This is a genomic window from Streptomyces sp. NPDC087300 (assembly GCF_044744425.1).
Lineage (GTDB): Bacteria > Actinomycetota > Actinomycetes > Streptomycetales > Streptomycetaceae > Streptomyces.
The window spans coordinates 118469-136525 of sequence record NZ_JBIUYI010000005.1 but is presented as its reverse complement, the minus strand read 5'-3'; the positions used below and the strand labels follow the sequence as shown (position 1 = coordinate 136525).

The following is an 18057-nucleotide window of genomic DNA, read 5'->3' as shown; positions in this document are numbered from 1 at the left end:
GAACGGGGGGCTCACATCGAGTAGCGGCTCGGCACCGTGATGCGGTAGCCGGAGTCGAGCAGCTCCGGCAGATAGGTGCCAAGGGCGTCCACGCTCCCCGAGCGGTTGCCGCCCGCGTCGTGCGAGAGCACCACGACCCCGGGCGCGGCCCCGGCCCGCACCCGGCGCACGATGGTCGGCGCGCCGGGCTCCGTCCAGTCGAGGGTGTCCACGGTCCAGGCGAGCGGCTCCATGCCGAGTTCGGCGCCGAGCTGGAAGGCGTTGCGGTTCCAGGCTCCGTAGGGGGCGCGGAACCAGGCGGGGGATTCGCCGGTCGCGTCCTCGATGACGTCGCAGGTGCGTTCCATCTGCTCGCGGATGGCGGCTCTGCCCAGGCGCGGCAGGAGCGGATGGCTCCAGGTGTGGTTGCCGATCAGATGCCCGTCGTCGGCCATCTCGCGCAGCAGGTCCTTGTTGTCGACGGCCATCTCGCCGCAGACGAAGAACATCGCGCGTACGTCGTGCCTGCGCAGCGTGCGCAGGATGTGCGGCGTGTAGCGCGGGTCGGGCCCGTCGTCGAAGGTCAGCACCATCGCGCGTCCGGCGCCCTTGATGCGCAGGATCGGCTCCTTGCGCACCCGTGGCAGGGCCCGTGCGGCGCGCGCGGGTCCGGGGCCCGCCATGGGCTGGAGGCGGTACGCGGAGGGCTTGAGGGCGCGGGCCGCCGGGGGTCCCGCGGCGGGCGCTCCGGCGGATCCCGTGGGGCGCGGTGCGGCCGCGCGTTCCGTGCCCGCGCAGCCCGCGGTCGCGGCGAGGCCGATGACCGCGGCGGCGCGGAGCAACGCCCGCCGCCCTGGAGTCAGCTGATCGTCTTTCATGACTAATCCGTCGCATGGCCGAAGGCCGGGGCGGCACACCAACACCGGGGCGTCCCCCGAAAGCACCCGAACAGACGCGGCGACGACGGGCGGCCGCGGCCGAGCCGTCAGGTGCGGCGTACGAGCGGGAAGGGCAGCGTCTCCCTGATGGTCAGGCCGGTGAGGAACATGACGAGCCGGTCGACCCCGATGCCCAGGCCGCCGGTCGGCGGCATGGCGTATTCGAGGGCGTCGAGGAAGTCCTCGTCGAGCTCCATGGCCTCCGGGTCTCCCCCGGCGGCCAGCAGCGACTGGGCGGTCAGCCGCCTGCGCTGTTCCACGGGGTCGGTCAACTCCGAGTAAGCGGTGCCCAGTTCGGTGCCGAAGGCGACGAGGTCCCAGCGCTCGGCGAGGCGCGGGTCGCCGCGGTGCTCCCGGGTGAGCGGCGAGACGTCGGTCGGGAAGTCCTTGTAGAAGGTGGGCAGCGTCGTCTTCTCCTCGACGAGCCGCTCGTACATCTCCAGGACGACGTCGCCGCGCCCGTCGTCCGTCGTGAACGGCACTTCGGCCCGGTCGCAGAGCCGGTGCAGCGCGGGCAGCGGGGTGTCGGCGTCGACCTCCTCGCCGAGCGCGTCGGAGATCGCGCCGAAGACGGTCCTCACCGGCCAGGGCCCCGAGATGTCGTGTTCGACGAGCTTGCCTCCGGCGTCCGCCTTGTGGGCGACGGGGCTGCCGAACGCGGCCGTCGCCGCGCCCTGGATGAGCTCGCGGGTGAGGTCGAGCATCACGTCGTAGTCGGCGAAGGCCTGGTAGGCCTCCAGCATCGTGAACTCGGGGTTGTGCTTGTAGGAGACGCCTTCGTTGCGGAAGGTGCGGCCCATCTCGAAGACCTTCTCCATGCCGCCGACGCAGAGCCGCTTGAGGTAGAGCTCGGGGGCGATGCGCAGATAGAGGTCGAGGTCGTAGGCGTTGATGTGGGTGGTGAAGGGGCGGGCGTTGGCGCCGCCGTGGATCTGCTGGAGCATCGGCGTCTCGACCTCCAGGTAGCCGCGGTCAAGGAGGCCCTGGCGCAGCGCCTGGACGGCGGTGGAGCGGGCGCGGACCACGTCGCGCGCGGCCGGGCTCGCGACCAGGTCGAGGTAGCGGCGGCGCACCTTGGCCTCGGGGTCGGTCAGGCCCCTGCGCTTGTCGGGCAGCGGGCGCAGGCACTTGCCGGTGAGCAGCCAGTGGGTGACGAAGACGGTGAGCTCGCCCTTGTCGCTGGTGCCGACGGTGCCGGTGGCCGTGATGTGGTCGCCGATGTCGGTGCCGGTGGTGAAGCGGTCGAGGACGTCGGGGCCCGCGGTGTCGCGGCTGAGGGCGAGCTGGAGGTCGCCCGACCAGTCGCGCAGGACGGCGAAGACGACGCCGCCGAAGTCGCGTACGAGCATGACGCGGCCCGCGACGGTGACCTGATCCCCCGTCATGTCACCGGTGACGTTGGCCAGTTCGTGGGTGCGCGCGGCCACGCCCACCGGGTAGGGGTCGACGCCCGCGGCGCGCAGGTCGGCGAGTTTACGGTGCCGGATGCGGATCTGTTCCGGGAGCCTGGAGGCGGGGTCGGCGTCGGCGGCGCCGTCCTGCCCCGCGAGGCCGAGGGCGGCGATGGAGGGCAGGCCCTCGGTGGTGGCGGGCTGGGTGACGCCCCTGGGCCTGTGGTGCCCCTTGCCCCAGAGCTGGCGCAGGGAGGGCACGGAGACGAAGCCCTCGGCGATGCCGGAGGCCAGGCTGATGCGGGCGAGCGCGCCACTGTCGCCGTAGCAGATGAACCGGGGGTACCACTCCGGGTGGTACTTGGCGTTGGAGCGGTAGAGCGCCTCCAACTGCCACCACTTGGAGAAGAACAGGAGCAGCTTGCGCCACAGCCGCAGGACGGGGCCCGCGCCGATCCGGCCGCCCTCCTCGAAGACCGAGCGGAACACCGCGAAGTTCAGGGAGATGCGGCGCACACCGGCCTTCGGGGCGGCCTCGCACAGCTCGGCGACCATGAACTCCATGACGCCGTTGGGCGCGGAGCGGTCGCGGCGCATCAGGTCGAGGGAGATGCCGTCCCTGCCCCACGGCACCAGGGAGAGCAGCGCGAGGAGCTTGCCTTCGGCGTCGAGCGCCTCGACCAGGAGGCAGTCGCCGTCCTCGGGGTCGCCGAGCCGGTCGAGCGCCATGGAGAAGCCGCGTTCGGTCTCGGTGTCCCGCCAGGCGTCCGCCTTGTCGATGATCTCCTCCATCTCCTCGTCGGTGAGGGTGGAGTGGCGGCGGATGCGGGTGGTGGCGCCGGTGCGGCGGACGCGGTTCACCGCCTGGCGCGTGACGCGCATGTCGCGGCCGTCCAGGTCGAAGTCGGCGACGTGCAGGATCGCCTCGTCGCCGAGTTGCAGCGCGCCGAGCCCCGAGCGGGCGTAGGCGGTGGCGCCGTCCTCGGAGGCGCCCATGACGGCGGGCTGCCAGGCGTACCGCCGCGCCACGTCGAGCCAGGCGCCGATGGCGTGCGGCCAGGCCTCGCGGTCGCCCACCGGGTCGCCGCTGGCCAGGCAGACCCCGGCCTCGACGCGGTAGGTGACGGCCGCCTTGCCGCTGGGCGAGAAGACGACGGCCTTGTCCCTGCGGGTGGCGAAGTAGCCGAGCGAGTCCTGTGCGCCGTACGCGCCGAGCAGCGCGCGGATGCGGGGCTCCTCGTCGCCGTGCAGCGCCGCTTCCATGCGCTGGGAGCGGAAGAGCGTCGCGGCGGCGTTCAGGAGCGCGAGCGCGCCGAAGAGGCCGAGCCAGAAGTAGAGGCCGCGTGGCGGGCTGCCGTCGAAGTAGTCCCGGCCGTGGATCAGACCGCCGCAGACCCTGTTGGCCGCCCACAGCAGCCGCTCGCCGCGCGGCAGTGTCCCGGGGAAGAGCTCGACCAGGCCCCAGCCGACCAGGATCGCGATGCCGAGGCCCGCGGCGAGGACGGCGATGGCCCGCCAGACCGCGCCGCGCCGCGAGTCCGCGGAGAACTCCTTGCGGGCCAGGATGAGCACCACGAAGGCGACGCCGCAGATGACGAAGGACGGCAGCGACTCTGCCCAGTAGCCGAGGGCGGCGCCGAGCACGTCGAAGGCGAGCAGCAGGCCCAGGTAGCTGACGACGAGCCACCACGCGACCTTCTTGCGCGATGCCGTGGCGGCGGCGAGCAGGAAGAGGAAGACGGCGTACGCGAGGTTCGCGCTGACCGGGACCGTGATGAGGTCCAGGAAGCGGATGACGGGGAGCAGCAGCCGACGCAGCGGGGCGATGACGGCGAGGACCGCGCAGAAGATGCCGAGCGTGCCGAAGAAGGCGGCGAAGCCTTCGGGGACGCGGCTCAGGAATCCGCCGCGCCGGGCTATCCGGCCGCCGGTGTCGGCCACCTCCGTGCTGACAGTCATGGGTCGACTCTAGGAAGTCCCGCGCCTCCCCGCCCGTCGAGCCGTACGGGCCTCCGTTAACCTCTCGGCGTGAACGAAGACCAGTCCCCACAGTTCGAACGCGGCACCGACGGGCCGAAGGTGATCGTCGTCGGAGTCGACGGCTCCGATTCCTCGCTCCGCGCGGCGGCATATGCCGGAGGCCTGGCCCGACGCCAGCGGGCCCTGCTCGCCGTGGTGTACATCCAGCCGGTGATGGCCGCGGGGGCCGCGCTCGGCGCCCCGATCGCGGAGACCACCGACGAGATCGCCGAGGGACTGATCACGGAGATCCGTGACGCGGCCGAGCGGGTGAAGGACATATTCGACGTGCGCTGGGAGTTCCACACCTTCCGCGGCGACCCCTACAGCGGCCTGGTCACCGCGGCCGACGACCTCAAGGCGGACGCCGTGGTCGTGGGCGCCTCCGAGCAGGCCGGTCACCGCATCGTCGGCTCCGTCGCGGTGCGTCTGGTGAAGGCGGGCCGCTGGCCGGTCACCGTCGTTCCCTGACCTGCCCGGGGCCGCCGCGCCACGGGCAGGGCGCGGCGTCTTCCGTCGCGGGCGGTGCTGGGCCATCATGATCCGCCGTCAGCCGATGCCGTCTGCGAAAAGGTGAGGCCCATGGCCGGACTCCGGATGGGGCACGGCGTACTGCGCCGCAAGCCCATCGAGAACATCGAAGAGACCGAGTCGGGCGGTGGCCTGACCCGCACGCTCGGACTGTGGCAGCTCACCGCGATCGGCGTGGGCGGCATCATCGGGGCCGGCATCTTCAGCCTCGCGGGCGCCGTGGCCAACGGCACCGCGGGGCCGGCGGTCCTGATCTCGTTCCTGATCGCGGGCGTCGCGAGCGCGGCCGCCGCCTTCTCCTACGCCGAGTTCGCGGGCATGATCCCGAAGGCGGGATCGGCGTACACCTACGGCTATGTGGTGCTCGGCGAGCTGACCGGCTGGTTCATCGGCTGGGACCTGCTCCTTGAGTACACCGCGATCGTGGCGGTCGTCGCGATCGGCATCTCCGGCTACTTCGGCTTCCTGGTCGAGGAGCTGGGCGCCGAGCTGCCGAACTGGATGATGGGCGCGCCGGGCACCGGTGACGGGCACCGGGTGGACCTGTTCGCCGCGGTGCTCTGCCTGTTCATCGCGTATCTGCTCACCCTCGGCATCAAGAACGCGGCGCGCTTCGAGATGATCGTCGTGGTGCTCAAGGTGATCGTGGTGCTCGTCGTGATCGCGGTGGGCTTCTTCCACATCGACACCGGCAACTACGACCCGTTCTTCCCCTTCGGCGTCAGCGGCGCGTTCACGGGCGCGGCGACGGTCTTCTTCGCCGTCTTCGGCTACGACGCGATGAGCACGGCGGCCGAGGAGTCCAAGGACGCCCAGCGCCACATGCCGAAGGCGATCCTGTACTCCCTGGCGATCTCGATGGTGCTCTACGTCCTGGCCTGCCTGGTCCTGACCGGCATGCAGAGCTACAAGGACGTCGACCCGGAGAGCGGCTTCTCCTCGGCCTTCAAGGCGGTGGGCCTCGGCGGCCTCGCGGACGTCATCGCGGTGGGCGCGATCATCGGCATCCTCACGGTGATGTTCACGTTCATGCTGGGCTGCACGCGCGTGTGGTTCTCGATGAGCCGGGACGGGCTGCTGCCCAAGTGGTTCGCGAAGACCCACGAGACCCGGCACGTGCCGACCCGTGTGACCTGGATCGTGGGGGTCGCGTCGGCCGCCATCGCCGGGTTCCTGCCGATCGGCGAGGCGGCCGAGCTCACCAACATCGGGATCCTGCTGGCGTTCGTCGTGGTGTGTGTCGCGGTGATCGTGCTGCGCTACAAGCAGCCCGAGCTGCCGCGCTCCTTCCGGTGCCCCGGAATGCCGGTGGTCCCGGCACTCGGGGTCGTCTTCTCCCTCTGGCTGATCACGTTCCTCCAGTGGCAGACCTGGGTGCGGTTCGCCGTGTGGTTCGTGCTCGGCCTCGGCGTGTACTTCGGGTACTCCTACCGCAGGTCGGAGCTGGCGAAGAACCCGGCGCCGCGGGACGCGCCCGAGTAGCGCGCGTCAGGCGCTCTTCTCGATCGACTTCTGGAATTCGCGGGCCATCTGCTCCAGGCCCTTGTTCTTCCACTCGGCCCAGAACGGCTTCCACTCGCCGATCTTCTTGCGGCCGCTGACGATGTCGTTGACCAGGTCGGTCGCCTCGGTGGACATGCGCCCGTAGTGCTGGGTGTACGCGTCCGAGTAGTGGCCGACCGTGGGATTGCGCACGGCCGTTTCGATGAGCTTCTGCTCGGCCGCGTACACGTCCTTGACGTCCTGGGCGCGCTCGTCGCCGGGGAAGCTGGAGGCGATCAGCGCGAAGGGCGAGGTGGTCGCGGTCTGCAGTCCGCTGTAGAGGCCCTCGACCTGCTGCTTGCCCTGCTTGGTACGGGAGGGGAAGCCGTGCTTGTCGTACGTGAAGTCCTCGCCCTCGGCGCCGTATTCGAGGAACTCGCGCTCCTTGCTGCCGAACGGCGCCGCCAGGTAGTCCAGGACGCGCAGCAGCATGCGCACCCGCTTCTCGTCGCCCTTCTTGATCGCCGTGTAGCCGATGGTGCCCAGGTGGTAGTGGTGGTGGGGCTGGTTGCCGCCCGCGGCGAACGGGATCATGATCTCGGACGCCAGCTCGGGGTCCTGGACGCGGATGTCGTTGCGCGCGTTGTACGGGTTGGCGTGCACGGTGGCGCCGATCGCGCCCTGCGCCATCTTGATGTACGCGTCGGCCATCTTGGGGTCGCCCGGGTAGAAGACCCCGGCCTTCTTCAGCTTCACGACGAAGTCGAGGGCCGCGGTGTACTCGTCGGTCTCCTGGAACCAGGTGAGTGAACCGTCCTTGTTCTGCCGCCACTTGTTGGGGGCGCCGAAGGACTGGCACAGGACGTTGACCGCGTTGACGTAGATCGGCTCAAGGGCCCAGGTCTTGCCGCCGGTGACCTCCTTGCACTTGTCGAGGAACTCCTCGGTGCCGGACGCCTGGATGCCGTCCGTCTTCGCCCACACCTTCGGATTGCCCGCGTAGACCTGGCCGAACGCCGGGTAGGGCACGGGCGCGCCCCAGATCTTGCCGTTGACGACGGCCGTCTTCCAGTGCGCGGGCGTCATCGCCGCGAGGTTGGGATACGTCTTGACCGCGTCGCCCGAGACGTACTCGGTGATGTCGGCGCACTTGGCCTCCAGCAGCTCGGCGATGTGCTGGATGCCCTGGTTGGGCGGTATCCAGAGCAGGTCGGGCAGGTCGCCGCCCGCGATGACGGCGGAGAACTTCTGCTCGTAGCCGGGGTCGGTGCCGAGGATCGCGGTCAGGTCGACGCCGAGCGCCTTGTCGACCTTCTCCCAGTACGCGTTGGAGCCCTTGGGGGTGGGCGGCTGCGTCCAGATCTCCGTGAGCAGCGTGACCTTCGAGCCGTCGCCCGGGGTCTTCGCGACGCTGCGCACCAGCTTGTCGGGGTAGGAGAGGAAGCCCGCGGAGAGGCCCTTCGCGTTCGGCGGCAGATCGGGCTTGATCTTGGTGAAGGGGACGTACGAAGGCAGCTTCACCTTCGCCGACGCCGCCTCGCCGGTCTTCTTGGCGGCCGAGCCGCAGCCCGTCAGGGAGGTGGCGGCCGCGCCCGCGGCGACGGCGGTGGACAGGCTCAGGAAGGTGCGTCGGGACATGCCGGTCATGGGAATCTCCGCGGATGAGGTCGTGTGAGGAGGGGTCAGCCCTTGATGGCGCCGGTGAGCACGCCCTTGGTGAAGTACTTCTGGAGGAAGGGGAAGAGCGCCAGGATCGGCAGGAGCGCGAGCATGACCACGGCCATGGAGAGGGACTGCTGCGGCGGCATGTGGGCGATGCCGAGCTGGTCGGCGGTCATGGACTTGTTCTGTACGACGTAGGTGCGCAGGACCAGCTGGATGGGCCACTTGCCCGAGTCGTTGAGGTAGAGCATCGCGTTGAAGAAGGCGTTCCAGTACGTCACGGCGTAGAAGAGGCCGACGACGGCGACGACGCCCTTGGACAGCGGGAGCACGATGCGGGTGAGGATGCGCCAGTCGCCCGCGCCGTCGATGCGGGCGGCCTGGTAGAGCTCCTCGGGGATGTTCATGAAGAACGCCCGCAGGACCACCAGATTGAACGCGTTGATCAGCACGGGCAGGATCAACGACCAGTAGGAGTCCAGGAGTCCGAGCTCCTTGACCACCACGTACATCGGGACCATGCCCGGCGCGAAGAGCAGCGTGAAGAGGACCATCAGGAGGATCGGCTTGCCGCCGGGGACGCCGCGCTTGCTCAGGGCGTACGCCAGGGCGATCGTCGTCAGCAGGGACAGCGCCGTGCCGACCACGGTGATCAGGACGCTGACGACCACCGCGCGCGAGACGATGCCGCCGGAGAGGACCGTGCGGTAGGCCTCCAGGGTCGGCTCCGAGGGGAACAGGACGAAGCCGCCGGCCTCGGTGATCTCCTCGCGCGACGCGAGGCTGGTGGAGAGGACCGTGAGGAAGGGCAGCACCATCACGGCGCAGATGACCGTGATGACGACGGCCTTGGCGGCCGAGCCGATCTTGGAGGGCGGCTCCTCCCAGGCGGGCCGCTCCTCGCGTATCCGCTGCCGTTCGCCCTTGGAGCGCAGGGGGAATCCGAAGCTGCTCATTTGCTGTACACCCCGTGCTCTCCGAAGGCGTGGGCGACCTTGTTGGCGCCCCAGATCATCAGGGCGCCGATGACTCCCTTGACCAGGCCCGCGGCCGCGCCGACGCCCCAGTCGCCGTAGACGACGCCGTGGTAGTAGATGTAGGTGTCGAGGACTTCCGCCGCGCGGGCACCGACCGCGTCGCGCTGGAGCAGGAACTGCTCGAAGCCGACGGAGAGCACGTCGCCGAGGCGCAGCACGAGCAGCATGATGGTGACGCCGCGTACGGCGGGCAGCGTGACGTGCCACATGCGGCGCCAGCGGCCCGCGCCGTCGACGGCCGCCGACTCGTAGAGGCTCTGGTCGACGTTGGCGAGCGCCGCCAGATAGATGATCATGCCCCAGCCGATGTCCTTCCAGATCACCTGTCCGGTGATCAGGAGCGGGAAGGTGTTGGGGTCGCTCATCACGTCGAGCGCGGAAAGGCCGTGCTCGCGCAGGTAGTTGCTGACCAGGCCGGCGCCGCCGAGGACCTGCTGGAAGAGCGCGACGACCAGGACCCACGAGATGAAGTGCGGCAGATAGACGATGCTCTGCACGAACTTCTTGATGCGCGGGCTGATCAGGCTGTTGATCAGCAGAGCGAGGGCCAGCGGGGCGGGGAAGAAGAAGATCAGCTGGAGCGCGGCGAAGGCCAGGGTGTTGCGGACCGCCTCCCAGAACGCCGGATCGGCGAACAGCTCCTGGAAGTTGGCGAGGCCGACCAGCGGGCTCTCTTTGAAGCCGATGAAGGGCTGGTAGTCCTGGAAGGCGATGACGTTGCCCAGCATCGGCACGTAGAAGAACCCGACGAAGAAGAGCACGCCGGGGGCCATGAGGGCCAGCATCACCCAGTTGTCGCGCAGCCGGACGCGCAACGGCGGTCGCTTGTGGAGCGTGGGGCCCGGTTTCCCGGAGGGGGACGTGGACGTCGACTTCGACACGGACGCGGGGGGCGACGCGGCCTGTGGCCTGCGTCGCGTTGCAGGGGATGTCACTCGTTCTCCCTGGCCTTGCGGCACGACGGAATGGGGACACCGACAGCCGGCTTCTCAGGGGTCGCCCGCAGGGGTCGCCTCGGGCGGGATGAATAAAGAAGCCAACTTGCCGAAAGAGAGCCACATCATGGAAGGGCCGCCCGCGCCCGTCAACCACCCGCGCGTGCTAAGGGGTTGGACTTTTCTGCGCGGCGCGGTCGGTGTGCGGCATCTGCTCCAACTGGTCCAGTGCGAGACGGGCTGCCCCGATTGCGGTCGATTCCTCGCCGAGTACGGAGGTGCGCACCTGCGGCGCGTACGGGCAGCGTTCGGCGAGGCGACTCGCGAACGGCTCGCTGAGCAGGGCACCCGCGCGGGAGATGCCGCCGCCGAGCACGACCGCCCGCGGATCGAGCACGGCGACATGGCGCGTGAGGCTGTCGGCGAGGCATTCGGCGAAGGCCCGCAGGGTGTAGCGGGCGCCGCCGTCGCCCGCTGCCGCGGCGGTCACCACGGCCCGCGCCGCGTTCTCGCGGGTGGGCTTCTCCGCGCCCTGGTGCCCGGCGAACCAGTCGAGAAGCCGCTGGTAGGACATCTCCCAGCCGTCCCCCGCGACCATCTCACCGGCCGCCGAGTGGTGGCCCCTGTGGAGTTCGCCGCCCAGCCACAGGCCGATGCCGAGCCGGTTGCCGACGTACAGGTACACGCAGTCGCGCACGTCGACGCTGACGCCGCCGGTGCACTCGGCGAGGGTGGCGAGCTGGATGTCGTTGCCCACCACCACGGGTCCGGGTGCGGCGCCCGCGAGTTCGCTGGCGAGGTCGAGTCCCGTCCACTGGGGCAGCGAGTCGCTGACCGCGACGCGCCCCTCGGTGTCGACCATGCCGCTGGTGCCGACGCCGGTGGCGAGCGGCCGCACGGCGGCCGCCTCGGGTGCGGCCAGGCAGTCGGCGACGGCCCTGCGCACCGCGTCAAGCCGCTCCCGTGCGGGGAGTTCGGGCGTGACGGCGACCCGCCGGGCGGCGACCGTGCGGCCGAGCAGGTCGGCGGCGATCACCAGGACCTTGTGCGCGCCGATGTCGACGCCGAGCACATGGCCCGCCTCGGCGCGGAAGCGGAACCGGCGGGCCGGCCTGCCGACGTTTCCGCTGCCCGGCGACAGCTCCACGAGCCTTCCCTCGCGCAGGAGTTGGGCGGTCAGGTCCTGCGCGGTGGGGCGGGAGACGCCGATCAGGGAGGCCAGTTCCGGCACCGTGATCTCGGCGTGTTCGCGCAGCACGCGCAGCGCGGCCGCCGTGTTCAGCCGTCGCAGCAGTGACGGGTCGCCACTCAACGGGTCACCACTCATGGGTTCCTCCCCCTTGACAGCATGATCGGTTCATCCCCAGGGTGACCCGGAGCGATTGAGAAACTTACCTAATAAACAGCGCCCTTGGGGAGCAACAGATGGGTGAGACAGGACCGCGACCCGGCCATCCCGAGCTGGAGTGCGGCATCGGCATCTGGGATCAGGACGTCTACGGAAATCATCGCCTGCTGGTGGACGTCACCGCCGCGGCACCGGCCGTCGCGGCCGAACTCCCGTGGCGGCGCCAGGATTCCACGGCCGGCGACGTGGACGTGATCGTCCTCGCCCCTTCGGGGCTGCGCGTGCACAACACCGTGGCCGTGGAGGTGACCGACGAACGCGGCCGCATCGCCTTCGAGCCGACGGCGGGGCCCGGCGCGTACGCCGTGCACTACCTGCCGTACGCGCACACGGGCAAGCCCTACTACCCGCAGGCCGCCTACCGCCCGCCGACCAGGACGGCCGACCCCGGCTGGGTGCACCGCTGCGGGCTCGACGACCCCGGCACCTGGGCAACACTCCCCCGCGCCGAGGCGTTCCGCTACGAGGCGGCGAGCGCGATCGACTCGTTCGCGCCGCTGGGCTTCGCGGCGACGGCGGCCGAATGCTCCGCGCTCCGGCAGGCGCACGCCGACGAGCGGTTCCTGCTCTTCGGCGAGGACAGGGCGCATCCGCTGGGCCGCTACGCGCGGCTGCCCGCGCGCTGGGCGCTGGCCGGGCCAGGCGAGCCGCTCACGGGCGCAGCCGACCGCGGGGAGTTCTACGCGGTGCAGGTCGGCGTGTACGCCCTCAGCGACCTCTCGGACGTCCACGCCGAGGTGCGCGGACTGCCGTTCCCCGCCCGCTGCCTGAGCACCGGGGGCACCGACGCCCGCGGCGACGCCTTCGAGCGCCGCGTCGAGGTGGCGGCGGGCGGGGTGAGCGCGCTGTGGCTCGGCATCGACGTGCCCGAGGGGGCGGCGCCTGGACGGTACGAGGCGGAGATCTCGGTCCGTGCGCAGGGCGCCCCCGAGCGGGTGCTCCCGCTGATGCTGAGCGTCGGCGAGAGCGTCGTCGCCGAGCACGGCGCGGGCGAGCCGGGGCACCTCGCCCGGCTCGGCTGGCTGGACTCGACGCTGGCCCAGGACGACGAAGTGGTCCCGCCGTTCGCCCCCGTGAAGGCCGACGGGCCCCGGCTGGCCCTCCTCGGCCGCGCGGTCGAGCTGGGCCCCGACGGGCTCCCGCACCGGATCACGTCCACCTTCACGCCTTCCGTGACCCGAGCCGACGGCCCCGAACGCGAACTGCTCGCGGCGCCGCTCGCGTTCGGCATCGGGCGCCCCCTGGAGTACGCGCCGCTCGCCGTCGACCAGCCGGGCCCCGCCCGCGCGCGCTGGTCGACGCGGGCCACCGGACGGGACGTGATCCTGTCCACGGAAGGCGAGTTGGAGGCCGACGGGTTCCTCGTCGTGCGGGCCACCGTGGCGGCGACCGCCGACACCGAACTCGAGGTGACGCTGGACGTGCCGGTGCGCGAGGACGTCGCGCGGTACGCGATGGGGCTCGGCCTCACCGGCCGCGCCTGCCCGGCGGCGTACGACTGGAGCTGGGACACCCCCACCCGCAACCAGGACGCGTTCTGGCTCGGCGACCCGGCGGCGGGCCTCCAGCTCTCGCTGCGCGACGAGCACTACGCGCGTCCCCTGAACACCAACTACTACCGGGAGAAGCCCCTGGTCACCCCGCGTTCCTGGGCGGGCGAAGGGGCGGGCGGGGTGCGGCTGCGGACGGCGGACGGGGTGCGCGCGCTCACCGCGTTCAGCGGGCCGCTGCGGCTGCGCGCGGGCGAGAGCCGCCGCTTCGAGTTCCGGCTGCTGCTCACCCCGTTCAAGCCGCTCGACCCCCGCCGCCAGCTCGGCGAGCGCTACTACCACGCGTACGCCGCGCCGGGCGAGGTCGCCGCGTACGGCGCGAACGTCGTCAATCTGCACCACGCCACGCCCCCCAATCCCTACATCAACGACCCACTGCTCGCCGCCGACGTGCTGCGCGCCTACACGGACGAGGCCCATCGGCTCGGCGTCCGCGTGAAGGTCTACGACACGGTGCGCGAACTCACCCGGCACACACCGGAGTTGCCGGTGCTCGCCTCGTTCGGCGACGAGATCTTCGCCGCCGGGCCCGGCGGCGGTCACGCCTGGCTGAGGGAGCACTTGGGCGAGGAACACGTCCCGGGCTGGGTGGCGCCCGACGTGGGCGACGTCGCGGTCGTCACGTCCGGCGACTCGCGCTGGCACAACGCGCACGTGTGCGGCATCGAGCGGCTGCGCCGGGCCGTGGGCGTCGACGGGCTCTACCTCGACGACGTGGCGTACGACAGGACCACGATGAAGCGGGTCCGCAAGGCGCTCGCCCGGTCCGGCGAGGCCACACCGGTGATCGACCTCCACTCGTGCAACCAGTACCGGGAGGCGGACGGCTTCGCCTCCAGCGCCAATCTGTACGCCGAACTCCTCCCGTACGTCGACCGGCTCTGGCTCGGCGAGCTCTTCGACTACGACGGGGCCGACGGCGCCGACCCGGCGTACTGGCTGGTGGAGATCTCCGGCGTCCCGTTCGGGCTGATGGGCGAGATGCTGGAGGGCGGCGGCAACCCGTGGCGCGGGCTCGTCTTCGGGATGACGGCGCGGGCGCCCATGACCGATGTGCGGCCGCTGTGGCGGGCGTTCGACCGGCTCCGGCTCACCGAGGCGGAGATGACGGGCTGGTGGGCGGGCGAACCGCCGGTGCGCACCGGCCGCGACGACGTGCTCGCCACCACCTGGGAGGGCCCTGGCGGCACGGCGACCGCGCTGGCGTCCTGGGCGGCCGAGCCGGTCGACGTGGTGCTCACGGTGGCGGGCGGGCGGCCGGTGGCGGCGTACGCGCCCGCCGTCGAGGGCTTCCAGCCGGAGCGGCGGTTCGCCGCGGGCGAGCCGGTCCCGGTGGCGCCGGGACGCGGCTGGCTGCTCGACGTCGGGCCTACTTCCCCATGACCAGGCCCGCCTTGCCCGCGCCCCTGCTCAGGACGATGCGGCGGATGCGGTCGCGGATGCCGCCCACCTCGGCGCCGCGGTCGAGCGCCCGGTTCAGGTTGACGACGCGGCCCGGGTCGGTGTCGAACCACATGGGGATGAACTCGGCCTTGCGCACCTGCCACCTGGCCCCGTCCTTGGCGGGCGGGGCGAAGGTGAAGCGGCCGATGGAGCCCTGGTTGCCGCGCGGGTCGTGGGCGCCCTCGTGATTGATCATGCTGCCGGCGATCTGGTCGCCCATGCCGTAGATGACCCAGGTGCCGTTGACCTTCTCGTACGCCTGCGGGACGTGCGCGTGGGTGCCGAGGATGAGGTCGATGTCGGGGCGGCCGCCGGTGCGCGATCCGGTGAGCTGCCTGCCGAGCCGCAACTGCTGGCGGTCGGGCTCGTCCTGCCACTCGCTGCCCCAGTGCAGGCTGACGACCACGACGTCGGCGCCCGCCCCGCGGGCCGCCCGCGCGTCCGCGACGATCTTGGCGCGGTCGATGAGGTCGACCGTCCAGGGCTTGCCCTTGGGCAGCGGGATGCCGTTGGTGCCGTAGGTGTAGGCGAGCTGCGCGACCTTCGCGCCACCCGCGCGCAGCCACGCGGGCGACTTGTCCTCGGCGGCCGAGCGGGCCGAGCCCGCGTGCTTGACGCCCGCCTTGTCGAGCGCGTCCAGGGTGCGGCGCACGCCGGCGGAACCGGCGTCCAGGGTGTGGTTGGAGGCGGTGGAGCACGAGTCGTACCCGGTGGCCTTCAGGGCGCGGGCCACCTGGGGCGGGGACTTGAAGCTGGGGTAGCCGGAGTAGTCGCCGTCCGCGCCGTACACCGTCTCCATGTGACAGATCGCCAGATCCGCCGTGTCGACGACGGGCTTGGCGCCCGCGAGCATCGGCGCGAAGTCGTATCCGTCGCCGCCCGCGTCGGTGTTGGCCTGGCGGATGATCGAGGAGTGCGGCAGGACGTCCCCGGAGGCGACGAGGGTGAAGCCGCGCGCGTCCGCCGTACCGCCGCCCGCGGACGAGGGTGCGGGGCGTTGCGAGACGTTCTGGGCGGCGGGCCGCTGCCGCGCCGTGTCGCCTGGCTCGGCCCCGCAGGCGGCGGTGGCACCGATGAGCAGTACCGTCGCGGCGGCCGTGGCGCGCCGCAGATTCCGTGTGCTGCCTGGGGTTCTCGTGGTGGGGGTGGTCCGTGTGTGCCGTGCGTTCCGTACGCGCTGCGTCATCGGCCGGGCTCCGTGGATCGGGATGTATGGGGCAAAGGAATCCACATACGGAGCTGCCGCCGAATCAAGGACCAATGCCGCCAAGGTCCCTGAAACGGAGTCACACCGTTCGGCCCTGTGACGCGAACAACACGGCACCCGCGACCTGCGGTGAAACCGTGGGCCGGGTCAAGGATCCGTAAAGCGCCTTGCTCAGCACCCCTGTTGGGTACTCGGCTGTCCTCATCCGTGTTCCGGATTGGGGGGCCAGAGGCCGGTGGACGCGCACGGACCGGAGGAAGGCGGAGCGGATGCAGCACGAGGCAAGAGGAAACGCGGAGGGCCCCGGCCCCCGGAGCGGGGAACTGACCGTCCCCATGGCGTGGTTGTACGCGGAGTACATCGCCGACGAGTTGCTGCGCACCGGCGATCTGATGCCGCCCACGTCCTTCGAGTACCGCGCGGGACGTGACGCGCTCGCGCTGACGATCTTCCTTTCGGACAGCAGGGGCGAGCTGTCCGGGATCCGGGTGGTCACCCAGCTGGAGACCTGGCTGTCCCTGACGGCGTACGACCAGCCGTGGCAGGACTGGGTCCGCGGGCGCATGGCGCTGCTCTCGGAGGACGCCGAGGCCACCGGCGAATCGGTGCCCGACCTGGAACTCGCCGAGCTGGCCTGGCGCTGGCTCCAGGAGACCGAGCTGCTGGCCCCCGACCTGGACGCGGTGCCCGGCGGCGGTCCCGTGCCCGGCGACGAGGAGGGGCCGAAGGTGTGGACGCCCGCCTGGCGGCTCGGTCTGCCGCTCGGACATCTGGCGATCCACTTGTTCTGACGACTTGTTCTGACGAGGCGATCGCGGAGTGCGACGCCTGTCGTACGGCGCACGATCGTGACGCGCGCCCCGCGGCTTGAGTGATTCGGCGTTCCGACGCGTACCGGAGGGAGAGGAGCAACCCCACCGACAAGGAACGCCATGAGGTCCCTGGAGCGGCACCGTGACGCCGGCGCGTACGCGCTCGGCGTCCTCGACGCGGCGGACGCCTTCCGCTTCGAGGATCACCTCGCGGGCTGCCCCGCCTGTCTGCTCGCGCTCGACGAACTCCGCGCCACGACACGGCAATTGGAGACGTACGGCCGGCTGACACCGGCATCGGTGGCTCCGGTCGCCGCGCCCGACCCCGCGCTGCTGGGCAGGCTGCTGCGCGAGAGCGCCCGGCTGCGCGGGCGGCGCAGGCGGTGGCTGTGCGCGGTCGCAGCTTCGGTCGTGCTCGCCGTCGCCGCGCCGGCCGCGAGCGTCATCACCGCGTCCGGCGCGGGATCGGCACACCTCAGCGCGCACGGCCCCGACGGGGTCGCCGCGACACTGACGGCCCGCGAGCGCGCCTGGGGCACCGAGCTCGGGCTCACGATGCGCGAGGAGACGCCGAGCCCCTGGGTCTGCGAACTGGTGGCCGTCGGCGTGGACGGCGCCGAGCAGACCGTCACCACCTGGCGGATGGGCCGGCGCACCGTGCGGGTCCAGGGGGTGGCGGCCCTGCATCCGGCGCGCACGGACCGCTACGAGGTGCGTACGGCCGACGGGCGGCTCCTGCTGACACTGCGCCGCCCGTAGGGCCGTACGCACCCGGTTCCAGCGGTCCTGCGGCCTGCCGCTACTTCAGCAGCCGCGACATCCTGCGGTCCGCGAGCGGTTTGCCGCCCGTCTGGCAGGTCGGGCAGTACTGCAGCGAGGAATCGGCGAAGGACACCTCCCGGATCGTGTCGCCGCACACCGGGCACGGCTCGCCGGTGCGGCCGTGCACGCGCAGGCCGCTCTTCTTCTCCGCCTTGAGGCGGCCCGCCGCGACGCCCCGCGAGCGGTCCACCGCCTCGGTCAGCGTAGCCAGCAGCGCCACATGCAGCCCATGGACTTCCTCCTTCGTGAGATTCGACGCGATCTTGAACGGCGACATGCGCGCCGCGTGCAGGATCTCGTCGCTGTAGGCGTTGCCGATGCCCGCGATCAGGCCCTGGTCGCGCAACGCCCCCTTGATCTGCCGCCGTTCACCCGCGAGCAGCCCGGCCAGGCGCTCCTCGTCGAAGTCGGCGGCGAGCGGGTCCGCGCCGAGCCGGGCGATCCCCGGGACCGTCGCCGGATCCTCGGTCACGTACACGGCGAGGCGCTTCTGGGTGCCCGCCTCCGTGAGGTCGAAGCCCTCGCCGGTCGCCAGGGCCACCCGCAGCGCCAGCGGGCCCTTACCGGGGCGCGGGGCGCCGTCCGGCAGCCGGTCCTTCCACTGGAGCCAGCCCGCTCGGGCCAGGTGGGTGACGAGGTGCGGTCCGCCGGTGTCGATGTCCAGGAACTTGCCGTGCCGGGCCACCGCGGTGACCGTACGGCCCTCCAGGGCGGTCGGCGGCGGGTCGTACGTCTTGAGGACGCTGACCGCGACCGGCAGCACCCTGACGATCTCGCGGCCGACCAGATGGTCCGTCAGGAAGGCGCGCAGCGCCTCGACTTCGGGCAGTTCTGGCATGTC

13 protein-coding genes are annotated in these 18057 nt (G+C 71.5%); 5 read left to right on the top strand and 8 right to left on the bottom strand.

Going from position 1 to position 18057, the window contains the following annotated elements; all coding sequences use genetic code 11:
• Nucleotides 1-11: 11 nt before the first annotated feature.
• Both ACIO9J_RS21010 and lysX read right to left on the bottom strand, forming a co-directional pair.
• Complete coding sequence (locus tag ACIO9J_RS21010) at nucleotides 12-857, bottom strand: polysaccharide deacetylase family protein (RefSeq protein ID WP_402001462.1); 846 nt, start codon at nucleotides 855-857, stop codon at nucleotides 12-14.
• A 107-nt stretch (nucleotides 858-964) separates the two neighbouring features.
• Nucleotides 965-4267: a bifunctional lysylphosphatidylglycerol synthetase/lysine--tRNA ligase LysX gene (gene lysX, locus ACIO9J_RS21005; RefSeq protein ID WP_402001459.1), complete on the bottom strand. Its 3303-nt coding sequence runs from the start codon at nucleotides 4265-4267 to the stop codon at nucleotides 965-967.
• A gap of 69 nt (nucleotides 4268-4336) precedes the next feature.
• Between lysX and ACIO9J_RS21000 the strand changes: the two genes are divergently transcribed.
• Together ACIO9J_RS21000 and ACIO9J_RS20995 are read left to right on the top strand one after the other, a co-directional pair.
• Nucleotides 4337-4798: a universal stress protein gene (locus tag ACIO9J_RS21000; RefSeq protein ID WP_402001456.1), complete on the top strand. Its 462-nt coding sequence runs from the start codon at nucleotides 4337-4339 to the stop codon at nucleotides 4796-4798.
• Nucleotides 4799-4909: 111 nt separating this feature from the next.
• Nucleotides 4910-6340, top strand: coding sequence for an amino acid permease (locus ACIO9J_RS20995; RefSeq protein ID WP_402001453.1), 1431 nt, complete (start codon nucleotides 4910-4912; stop codon nucleotides 6338-6340).
• Nucleotides 6341-6346: 6 nt separating this feature from the next.
• On the opposite strand, the gene ACIO9J_RS20990 is transcribed toward ACIO9J_RS20995, so the two are convergent.
• From ACIO9J_RS20990 to ACIO9J_RS20975, 4 genes are all read right to left on the bottom strand, one after another.
• On the bottom strand, nucleotides 6347-7987 hold the full coding sequence (locus ACIO9J_RS20990; RefSeq protein WP_402001450.1) for a hypothetical protein: 1641 nt from the start codon (nucleotides 7985-7987) through the stop codon (nucleotides 6347-6349).
• Between the two features lie 35 nt (nucleotides 7988-8022).
• On the bottom strand, nucleotides 8023-8958 hold the full coding sequence (locus tag ACIO9J_RS20985) for a carbohydrate ABC transporter permease (RefSeq protein WP_402001447.1): 936 nt from the start codon (nucleotides 8956-8958) through the stop codon (nucleotides 8023-8025).
• Entirely contained in the window at nucleotides 8955-9974 is a 1020-nt protein-coding gene (locus ACIO9J_RS20980) for an ABC transporter permease (protein WP_402001444.1), read from the bottom strand. The genes ACIO9J_RS20985 and ACIO9J_RS20980 overlap by 4 nt, the downstream gene beginning before the upstream one ends.
• 166 nt (nucleotides 9975-10140) lie before the next feature.
• Complete coding sequence (locus ACIO9J_RS20975) at nucleotides 10141-11301, bottom strand: ROK family protein (protein ID WP_402001441.1); 1161 nt, start codon at nucleotides 11299-11301, stop codon at nucleotides 10141-10143.
• Between the two features lie 98 nt (nucleotides 11302-11399).
• On the opposite strand from ACIO9J_RS20975, the gene ACIO9J_RS20970 reads away from it, so the two are divergent.
• Complete coding sequence (locus ACIO9J_RS20970) at nucleotides 11400-14315, top strand: glycoside hydrolase domain-containing protein (protein ID WP_402001438.1); 2916 nt, start codon at nucleotides 11400-11402, stop codon at nucleotides 14313-14315.
• Here the strand turns inward: ACIO9J_RS20970 and ACIO9J_RS20965 are convergent.
• Complete coding sequence (locus ACIO9J_RS20965; protein ID WP_402001435.1) at nucleotides 14302-15561, bottom strand: CapA family protein; 1260 nt, start codon at nucleotides 15559-15561, stop codon at nucleotides 14302-14304. The two genes, ACIO9J_RS20970 and ACIO9J_RS20965, sit on opposite strands and share 14 nt — an antisense overlap.
• A gap of 290 nt (nucleotides 15562-15851) precedes the next feature.
• Between ACIO9J_RS20965 and ACIO9J_RS20960 the strand changes: the two genes are divergently transcribed.
• Together ACIO9J_RS20960 and ACIO9J_RS20955 are read left to right on the top strand one after the other, a co-directional pair.
• Nucleotides 15852-16373, top strand: coding sequence for a hypothetical protein (locus ACIO9J_RS20960; protein ID WP_402001433.1), 522 nt, complete (start codon nucleotides 15852-15854; stop codon nucleotides 16371-16373).
• Between the two features lie 141 nt (nucleotides 16374-16514).
• Complete coding sequence (locus ACIO9J_RS20955) at nucleotides 16515-17153, top strand: zf-HC2 domain-containing protein (protein ID WP_402001430.1); 639 nt, start codon at nucleotides 16515-16517, stop codon at nucleotides 17151-17153.
• 40 nt (nucleotides 17154-17193) lie between these two features.
• Here ACIO9J_RS20955 and ACIO9J_RS20950 read toward each other — a convergent pair whose 3' ends face one another.
• Nucleotides 17194-18054, bottom strand: a complete 861-nt coding sequence (locus ACIO9J_RS20950) for an Fpg/Nei family DNA glycosylase (protein ID WP_402001427.1) — start codon at nucleotides 18052-18054, stop codon at nucleotides 17194-17196.
• Nucleotides 18055-18057: the final 3 nt, after the last annotated feature.

Bases quoted from the DNA above. Each gene is read 5' to 3' on its own strand.
- ACIO9J_RS20955 (WP_402001430.1), top strand. From the start codon at position 16,515: ATGAGGTCCCTGGAGCGGCACCGTGACGCCGGCGCGTACGCGCTCGGC.
- ACIO9J_RS20975 (WP_402001441.1), bottom strand. From the start codon at position 11,301: ATGAGTGGTGACCCGTTGAGTGGCGACCCGTCACTGCTGCGACGGCTG.
- ACIO9J_RS20985 (WP_402001447.1), bottom strand. From the start codon at position 8,958: ATGAGCAGCTTCGGATTCCCCCTGCGCTCCAAGGGCGAACGGCAGCGG.
- lysX (WP_402001459.1), bottom strand. From the start codon at position 4,267: ATGACTGTCAGCACGGAGGTGGCCGACACCGGCGGCCGGATAGCCCGG.
- ACIO9J_RS20970 (WP_402001438.1), top strand. From the start codon at position 11,400: ATGGGTGAGACAGGACCGCGACCCGGCCATCCCGAGCTGGAGTGCGGC.
- ACIO9J_RS20965 (WP_402001435.1), bottom strand. From the start codon at position 15,561: ATGACGCAGCGCGTACGGAACGCACGGCACACACGGACCACCCCCACC.
- ACIO9J_RS20995 (WP_402001453.1), top strand. From the start codon at position 4,910: ATGGCCGGACTCCGGATGGGGCACGGCGTACTGCGCCGCAAGCCCATC.
- ACIO9J_RS20960 (WP_402001433.1), top strand. From the start codon at position 15,852: ATGCAGCACGAGGCAAGAGGAAACGCGGAGGGCCCCGGCCCCCGGAGC.
- ACIO9J_RS20950 (WP_402001427.1), bottom strand. From the start codon at position 18,054: ATGCCAGAACTGCCCGAAGTCGAGGCGCTGCGCGCCTTCCTGACGGAC.
- ACIO9J_RS20990 (WP_402001450.1), bottom strand. From the start codon at position 7,987: ATGACCGGCATGTCCCGACGCACCTTCCTGAGCCTGTCCACCGCCGTC.
- ACIO9J_RS21010 (WP_402001462.1), bottom strand. From the start codon at position 857: ATGAAAGACGATCAGCTGACTCCAGGGCGGCGGGCGTTGCTCCGCGCC.